Origin of the sequence: Pseudobacillus badius (genome assembly GCF_002189605.1) — a bacterium.
Lineage (GTDB): Bacteria > Bacillota > Bacilli > Bacillales > Domibacillaceae > Pseudobacillus > Pseudobacillus badius.
The window spans coordinates 1-7,221 of record NZ_MWMM01000032.1 but is presented as its reverse complement, the minus strand read 5'-3'; the positions used below and the strand labels follow the sequence as shown (position 1 = coordinate 7,221).

4 protein-coding genes are annotated in these 7,221 nt (G+C 29.8%); all 4 read left to right on the top strand.

Annotation, left to right across the window (positions count from 1 at the left end):
- Positions 1 to 351: 351 nt before the first annotated feature.
- The 4 genes from B1A98_RS19550 (at position 352) to B1A98_RS19535 (ending at position 6,662) form a co-directional block, all read left to right on the top strand.
- Positions 352 to 1,755: an SIR2 family protein gene (locus B1A98_RS19550; RefSeq protein ID WP_063385392.1), complete on the top strand. Its 1,404-nt coding sequence runs from the start codon at positions 352 to 354 to the stop codon at positions 1,753 to 1,755.
- Positions 1,748 to 3,310 carry an ATP-binding protein gene (locus tag B1A98_RS19545; protein WP_087903796.1) on the top strand — a complete coding sequence of 521 codons (1,563 nt, stop codon included), beginning with the start codon at positions 1,748 to 1,750 and terminating at the stop codon, positions 3,308 to 3,310. The genes B1A98_RS19550 and B1A98_RS19545 overlap by 8 nt, the downstream gene beginning before the upstream one ends.
- Before the next feature lie 591 nt (positions 3,311 to 3,901).
- Positions 3,902 to 5,770: an AAA family ATPase gene (locus B1A98_RS19540; protein ID WP_063385393.1), complete on the top strand. Its 1,869-nt coding sequence runs from the start codon at positions 3,902 to 3,904 to the stop codon at positions 5,768 to 5,770.
- On the top strand, positions 5,751 to 6,662 hold the full coding sequence (locus tag B1A98_RS19535; protein ID WP_063385394.1) for a hypothetical protein: 912 nt from the start codon (positions 5,751 to 5,753) through the stop codon (positions 6,660 to 6,662). The genes B1A98_RS19540 and B1A98_RS19535 overlap by 20 nt, the downstream gene beginning before the upstream one ends.
- The last annotated feature ends 559 nt before the right edge of the window (positions 6,663 to 7,221 follow it).

Genomic DNA, 7,221 nt, shown 5'->3' with positions numbered 1-7,221 from the left:
GTTTATAGAAGGCTGGTATAACCGAAAGAGAATTCACAGCAGTATTGGCTATCAAACACCTCAAGCCATTGAGGATCAAATTAGAAGAACAGCCTAAGACTTAACTTTTTTGTGTCCAAATTATTGACTCAAATCCATCATTTAATGTTTGCTCCTGTGTTTTTATTTAACGTAGGTATAATAATATTATGCTCTTTGCATAGTTAGATCTTTTTATCAAGGTGAATATATCCTGATAAGTTAGTGACTTTTGAAATCATGTTCTGTATCAAATAGTAAGAAAAGCAGGAAAATTATTTTGTTACATTTTTCCACGCGTGTGGTAATATTGTCATGGAAGGAGAGAAGGGAATGCATACCTATATTCATAAACAATCAGAATTCGATATCTCATTTAGTGCTGATGATGTTAAACAATTGATAGATCAAGATACATATAGCGAACTAAATGAAGAACTTATTGTGTCTATAAATAAAGATTTAGGCACTATACTTAGGGGACAGAGATGTACATTATTGGGCCAGAATATTTTTAAATCTTATGATAAATTCTTATCAAACTTGGAAGAGGTTTGGAAGAGGAAAACTCAATTAATTCGAAATGATATATTAAATAAGTATCTTCAAAGTGAAAATTTACATATTCTTATGAGTAACGGCTGCTCTATGTACGCCGGATCAAAAGCAATAAACACTACTGATAAACAAGAGCATAGTATGCTTTTAGAGGGTTTTATGTTAGAAACGCCGTTATCTAATAAAGATGAGATAGAAGAGACTGTTAGAGCTTTAGCATATAAGCGCCCTGAACAAGCCCTAGATGTCTTATATCAATTACTGGCTTTCTATCAAAATGTGTTTAATACGGATCTGGGGAGTCAAGTTTTTAAAGAGTTAGAAGAATTTATTAATAAGTTCAAATACATATTTATAAAAAACTTTGTATTAACGATAAATTATGATACTAACTATTTGCATAAGTCTTTTTTAAAGAAAATAATTTCTCGTAATGAAAAGTTAAAAAAGGTAAATATTTTCACCTTGAATTACGATTTAATGATTGAAAAAACGGCAGAGGAACTGGGGTTACATGTAAATAATGGTTTCGCGGGTTTTCACTTTAGAACTTTTATACCCTCTTCCTTCCACTTAGGAACTCATTTAAATTATCAAGATGGAGAGAAAATTAATACAAAAGGAATAAATTTATTCAAACTTCATGGCTCTCTTTCATGGGAGTTTGATGATTCAAAGCCACCATATGGAATAACCGAAAAACAACAGAATTTTGCAAATTTATCAGGAGGAAATGAGGGCGAATTGGAAAATATCCCCGAATGTATAATATACCCTGTACAATCCAAAAAAACATATTCTCTTGATTTGCCATATAGTGAAATGTTTAGACAGTTCATTGAGTTTGTCAACAAAGAAAATTCTAGTTTAATTGTAATGGGATACAGTTTCTTGGACGAGCATGTAAATGATATTATAACCAATGCGCTTTCTAGTCCTAACTTTAACCTTATTGTTTTTTCTTTTCAGACAAGCGATAGTGATGATTTAGCTCCTTATTTAAAAAGTCTTATTGATAGGAGCAGAGAGGATTCTCGAATTTCGATCTTCTTTGGAAATGTTTTAGCCGATTTTGAATTTATTGTGCGGTATTTAATTCCTTATCCATTCGATAACCAAGTGGATAAAGTAATCCTTGAAACATTAAAGCAACTAAGGGATGGAAAAGTAAATGATTGATCAGGATATAAAAATTGGAAAAATAATAAAAATTGAAGGCTTAACTATACAGATTGAAGTAATTGAAAGAGATATAGCCAATAAACTAATTTTAAAGAATGGGATAAACGATTTTATAGTTTCTATCAATAAATTAATCTACTGTTATCTTCCTAATGGGAAACAAATTATTGCAAGAATAACTAAAATATATGATAAAAATGCGTTTGCAACTGAAGACATATATATAAGAAGCAAAGACGAATATGTTGTCGAAGCAGCTTTTTTAGGAATTTATGATAGCTTTCTTAAAATATTTGATACTGGTATCAATACGTTTCCCATTATCGGAAGCGAGATTTATTCTATTAATAAGGACATTTATCAAGCTATAACTAGAGTTAATTCTTTCTTTAAAATCAACATAGGTAGAAGTTATAACGATGAAAGCTTAGAAGTTTGCGCCAATCCTGATATATTGTTCGGTAAGCATTTAGGTGTTTTTGGAAATACTGGAACAGGAAAAAGTTGTACAGTTGCCTCAATAATCCAAGGTTTAAAAAGAAGAATTAAAGATGCAAGTGAAAATGCAATAAAACTAAAACCAAAGATAATTATCTTTGATGCAAACAATGAATATGAAAGAGCCTTTGTTAATACAGAGTTTACTGTAAAAAAAATTACTAAAGAAGAATTACGTTTACCACATTATTATTTAAGCTACAATGAGTATTATAAATTTTTAGGTGCCAGTCAAGGAGTTCAAGCTCCAGTTTTAAAATCATGTATTGATCAATTACGTGAACAGAATGGGTCAAATAAAGAATTTTCATTTAAGGATTTACCCAAAACCATAAACAAATGGATAGCGAGTAAGTCTCAAAAGCCGGATCAATCTAGTGGATTAGATATGTTTAAGTACAATCAGTGGTATAGCTGGTGTTCAACCATGATTAATCGTATTCAAAATATAATTGAAGATGAAAGAATTATAAATATTATTGACAACGAAAACAGAAATTCCGTTGAAGAGATACTAAATTGCTCAGAAGAGATTATCTTAGTCAACGCTGATTTTGATAAAGATGAATCCGATGTAATTATTTTTTTATTTGCAAAACTAATGTATGCACAGGCAATAACAAATAGAGAAAATAATGTTGTGAATAACGTAGTAATATTATTTGAAGAAGCTCACAGATATATTAATCAGGCAGATACTCATGAATACAAGTTAGGCTCCTATTACATTGACCGATTAGCTCGAGAGGGTAGGAAGTTTGGAATAAGTTTAATTATATCTAGTCAACGTCCATCTGAGTTATCTAAAACTGTTATCTCACAATGCAATTCATTTATAGTGCATCGAATTACTAACAAAAACGATATTGAATTTATTCAAAGATGTTTAAATTCAAATAATCAGGATTTAATTAAATACTTATCTGGTCTTGAGCGACAATATGCCATAGTTTTTGGTGAAGCGTTTGGTCATTCAGATATTATTAAAATTGATACAGCATCTCCTACTCCTATGAGTGAGGATCCAAAGGTGATTACCTCATGGATTATATGATTGAAGAAAAATATATTGCATAATACATTTTATTTACCAAATGAATAAAAGGTTGAATAATATGCTTTGGCTTTTAGAGCAGCAAGACTCTTTATTATCTGTAGATGCTATCTTTACTGTGCGTTTAGCATCGGGTAATGCACTTCTTCACAGAAGTTATTAAAGCTGTAGAGTTTCATTATCATGAAGTATTAAAGGTAAGAGATCATGATCTAAAGCAAGGGTTTACTATAATTTTAGCTATGTTTTAAGATCTCTAAGTAAGACATCAGAGGCACTTAATTTCTATGTAGATTATGGAAATACACGGTTAAATGCCGAAGAGCATTTCAAAGCAATTCAACAAGTTACAGTATTAATGATTGACATACTTAGTTTAATCCATTCTTGATAAATACTGTAAAGGTATTACACTTTAAAACCTTATAAGCATAGGTCATGATGTAAGGTTGACGGTTAATAAATTTTAACTATTTTTCTAAAATGGAAAAAGAGTGCGGAAATTACCATAATAGCATTCTTTGTTTACTAACTAATTACTTCAGGGGAAGATACGACCCTTATAAAACTAATTAAATTAGAGGTGCCTTTATGGAACTTATTTATTTATGGGTGGATAATTATCGTAATATTCAAAACGTTGGTTTTAATTTTTCATCAAGGTTTAATGTTCATTATAAGATGGAATTAGGAAAAGAATATCCGATACTTAAAATTGAAAAAAATTATACAGTCCCTAAGCTGTTTGATCAAAAAGTAGACCAAATAACAGCTATTATAGGAAAAAACGGAAGTGGCAAAACAAATATATTAGATATTCTTGGAGCGAAGCGCTATGACCGTCAGAGTCTTGGTAACTATAGAGATCTGAAGTACTTTATTATTTACCATTTAGAAAGTAATCTATTTGCAATTGAAGGCAGTAACTTTGAGTTTATAAAAAATAATATTAAAGAATACGCAAACGGTGAAAATATAAATCATATCACTGAACCATACAGCATTATTGTTGAACTAGAGGAAGAACAACTGTCGTATAAAGGTTTCTTACAATTTGGTAGTGGTGTTGCCTATAAGGATAATATCAATTTCTTCAGTTTTCGCCATAGGTATAATGGCGATGCCTATCGACATTATCAAAGCATGACCATTGAAAATGAACCTTCACATTTATTTAATCGGATAAACTTAAACAATAAAAATACTGGTAATTCAGCTATATATGAGATGATTATTGATCTTAATAAAAAGAAATTGACTAATCAAGAAGATTCTTTTATGTTCGCATTTAAAAATAACATTTATCTTACAATTTCACCAAATATGCATCTAATTGACAGTTTAGATTTAAAATTAAAAGAAGGATTTGAAGAAAAAATAAACCTACTAAAACCAAATGATCCTCAATTTAAATTCAATCCAAAAGTTGACTTTATTAATCGTTTTTTATACGATTTTTGTCATTCCTTAGCTTCACAATTTTTTTCATCACAGCAGATGGAAAAACAACTATCTAAAATAAGAAATGTAACTCAAGAATTTACCGTTGAACAAGAAAACTATTATAGTTATTATCTCCAAGTCATTAGTACAATATTAGGCTATCAAGAAGAAATTGATAAATATTTCAAGCACAAACAGCAAATTTTAGATTTCATGGGTGATTTGATCAAAAACATCTTAAAATTTGATCAAGAGTGGTTCAGCAACAATAGAATAAACATTCCCTTGCAAGACAATCATGATGAATCCATAAATAACTTTCTTAAAATATTAGATAATTTAAATTTTATCGATGAAGAAGTACAATCATTAATTAAAGTCTTTTCGATTAATTTTCATCCATTCAGTGCAGGAGAGGAAGCGCTTATGTCTTTATTTGCCGCTCTCCATTACGCTTTGAAGTTAGAATATCATCAAACAAGAGATAAAGCGATTATTCTGCTAGACGAACCAGATAATTTTATGCATCCTGAATGGAGTAGATTGTTAGTAAAGGAATTATGCTCGTTTTTGAATAGATTGGAAAATGGATATCAATCCTATCAAATTGTGATCACTACGCATTCACCTTTTATTATATCTGACCTGCCAAAAGAGAATGTAATTTCACTTGATAAAGACTTAGAAACTGGCAAGTGTAAAATAGTACCCATAGTGGAAACATTCGCATCCAATATTCACACTTTACTTGCACAAGATTTTTTTATGTCGAGTACTATAGGAGAGTTTGCGAAATATAAAATTAATAAGGTTATCGATTTATTGAATAGCTCTGATTTACATTTGTTAGAACAAAAGAAAGAGGAAATAGACTATATTATTAGCATTATTGGTGAACCTCTTATAAAAAATAAATTAAAGTATATGGCTGAAACATCTTTTTGGAAAGAAGAAAGAATAAAACAACTAAGGGAGAGAATTTTGGAGTTGGAAAACAATGATACCGATAAGGAATAGTGATTTGCAAATTCTCGCAAACGAACATTTAGAAGCAATAAATCAGCATTTAAATAACTCACGCACTAAATTTACATATGATGATATTAATCAATGGTTTAGATCAAATGGTTCTAAATTATCTTTTCAGGAAGTTATTCTTGCAGATATGGGACAACTTCCTAAAATTAAAAATGCGTATCAGGCTAGCAGTATTACGGATGAGATTAAGTACATAAGGGACAACCTTTATAGTGCCTATTTCGCTAACTCTTCTAAATTTTTAATTGATACAGAATATAATGCAGCTAAATTAGTACAAAAGCTTGGCATAGTAGTCTGTCCTTACTGTAATAGAAATTTTATTAATAATGTTACATATTCAAACCGGGGTCTGAAAAGGACAAGTCAGATGGATCATTATTTTTGTAAGGAGAAGTACCCTTTTTTGGCAATGTCTTTTTATAATCTCATTCCCTCATGTCCTAGTTGTAACCATATTAAAAGCAATAAACGTGTATACTTATCGCCTTATGATACACGTTTTAATCCCAGTGATTTAGTTAATTTTAATTTTAGAATAAAATCGATAGATTTTATTCAGGATGAGAGCCAATTAGAAATCACTTTAACATCTTTGAACAAAAGAATAAACAGCAATATTGGTACTTTTAAGCTTGAGTCCCAATATCAAATTCATAACGATATTGCTCAAGAACTTATCAAAAAAATGCTGATATATCCTGAAACAAAATTGAATGAAATTCGAACTGATTTCAATGAACTGTTTATTAATGAAGATGAGTTGAAGAGAACAATTTTTGGGAATTATTTAAATGAGAATGATTTTCATAAGCGTCCCCTTGCTAAGTTTATGAGTGATATTTATAGAAGTATAAATAACCTTACATAAAAAATGCACAGAATTTAATCTTTAGAGATTACTACAATATGAAGTATTGGTATTAAAAGGGGATAATTTTAATTGATATTTTATTAGAATGCGAAAATAACCATTATTGCACTCTTTTTTGTATTTGTAATTTTGAATAAAAACACTTCAATTATTGATAATTTTTTTGCTTTATAATTATCTAACAGTTGCTTGAGATGAAAAAGTGTTGCTACGGCAACCCTTTCAGTTTGTCGACAAACTGAGGCTTAGAGAAAAATTTTCTCTAAGCCTTTTTGACTGAATTATACACAGTGAATCTAATTGCGGGTACTAGGTGATTTTTTCTTGTGATTTGGTATGTGTTTTTTTATCGTTTTGCACCTCACAAGTGAATCCATTACTGTTAATGCTGGAGTTTTTTATAAAATATTAAAGTAACTTAAAACAAGGTAATATAAAGTAGGTGGAGTTAGTATAGTTTCATGGACACAGTTTAATTAAGTCCTTACAATTATTTTGAGAGGATGTGTCCGAAATGGAACGTAAGCCTGCAGGCAAAAAATATAATGATGACTTT